A 1,620-nucleotide genomic window follows, 5' to 3' on the forward strand; every position below is an offset into this window, starting at 1 on the left:
CGCCCGGGCGGCGACTTCGCTGCTCGAGCAGGATTACCCGGGCGAATTTCATCTGATCATTGTCGATGACCACAGCGACGACGGCACCGCCGACGCGGCCCGCGCAGCCGCGCTCGCGATCAACCGCGCCGACCGGCTGACGGTGCTGGCCGCCAAGCCGCTGCCGGCCGGCTGGTCGGGCAAGGTGTGGGCGCAGTCACAGGGGATCGCCGCGGTGCAGACGCTCGGCCTGCCGGCCGACTACCTGCTGCTGACGGATGCCGACATCGGCCATCCGCCCGACGCCGTCGCGCAGCTCGTCACGCGCGCACAGGCCGAGAACCGCGATCTCGTGTCGCTGATGGTGCGGCTGCGCTGCGATTCGTTCTGGGAAAAGGCGCTGATCCCGGCGTTCGTGTTCTTCTTCGCGAAGCTCTACCCGTTCTCGTGGATCAACAACCCGCGCAACCGGACGGCCGGCGCCGCGGGCGGCTGCATGCTCGTCAAGCGCACGGCGCTCGAGGAAGCGGGCGGCATCGAGTCGATCCGCGGCGCGCTGATCGACGACTGCAGCCTCGCTGCGCAGATCAAGCATCGCGGCGAAGGCCGCCATCCGATCCGGCTCGACCTGGCCGACCGCAGCGTGTCGTTGCGCCCGTACGACAGTTGGCGCGACATCTGGAACATGATCGCGCGCACCGCGTTCACGCAGCTGCACTATTCGCCGCTGCTGCTGGCCGGCACGCTGCTCGGGATGACGATCATCTATCTCGTGCCGCCCGCCGCGGCGCTCGCGTACGGCGCGCGCGCATGGCCGGCGTGGCTCGCGTGGGCGTCGATGTGCGCCGCGTATGCGCCGATGCTGCGCTACTACCGGCGCTCGCCGCTGTGGGCGCCCGCGCTGCCGCTCGTCGCGCTGTTCTACGTCGGCGCGACGTTCGCGTCCGCGTGGCGCTACTGGCGCGGCAAGGGCGGCCAGTGGAAGGCGCGCGTGCAGGCGCCGGTGGATCGCTGAGCGTTTGCCGGGAGGCGTGCCTCCCGGTAGCCGGAAAGCAGACAGCCCGATCGGTGGAAACCGGTCGGGCTGTTTCGTTTTCGTCGGGGCGGCTTGCCGGTGCTTAGCGCTGGGTCAGCATCATGTACATCTGCACCACGACGTCCGGCGAGAACGTGAACGGCACCCAGCCGTAGCCCGTGTGGCGGGCCACCAGCAGGCGGTCGCCATTCGCCTGCTTCTGCACGGCCATCATCGGGTTCTTCGTCGTCACGAAGCGCCAGCCGGACGGGATGCCGGGCGGCGGCTCCGGCTGCATCGACGCACGCGCATGCGCGAGTTCCTCGATCAACTGGCTCAGTTGCTCCGGATGCAGCGTGATCGATTCGCCGTTGATGGTCAGCGTGAGTTCGTTCTGCGTCGGACGTGACACGTGCAGCGTCGATTTGTCGGCCGGGGCCGGCGCGTCGGCGATGGCTTCGGCTTCGGCTTCAACCGGCGTTTCGGCTTGCGCCGTCGCGACGATGGCCGTTTCGACGTCGGTCGCCGCGTCGACCGTTTCGGCGGCAGCCGGTGCGGGTGCGATCACGGCGGGCTCCGCCGCCGTCGCGACGATGGCCGTTTCGACGTCGGTCGCCGCGTCGACC

Annotated in this window: 1 protein-coding gene and 1 pseudogene; one reads left to right on the top strand and one right to left on the bottom strand. The window is 69.8% G+C overall.

What is annotated here, in order from left to right:
* The coding region (locus tag JYJ84_RS36170) for a glycosyltransferase (protein ID WP_205190253.1) at positions 1–994 on the top strand (994 nt) is incomplete at its 5' end.
* 103 nt (positions 995–1,097) lie between these two features.
* Here the strand turns inward: JYJ84_RS36170 and JYJ84_RS36175 are convergent.
* Positions 1,098–1,620, bottom strand: a pseudogene (locus JYJ84_RS36175) (phage tail protein); the annotation flags it as partial.

Origin of the sequence: Burkholderia sp. LMG 13014 (genome assembly GCF_905232215.1) — a bacterium.
GTDB lineage: Bacteria > Pseudomonadota > Gammaproteobacteria > Burkholderiales > Burkholderiaceae > Burkholderia.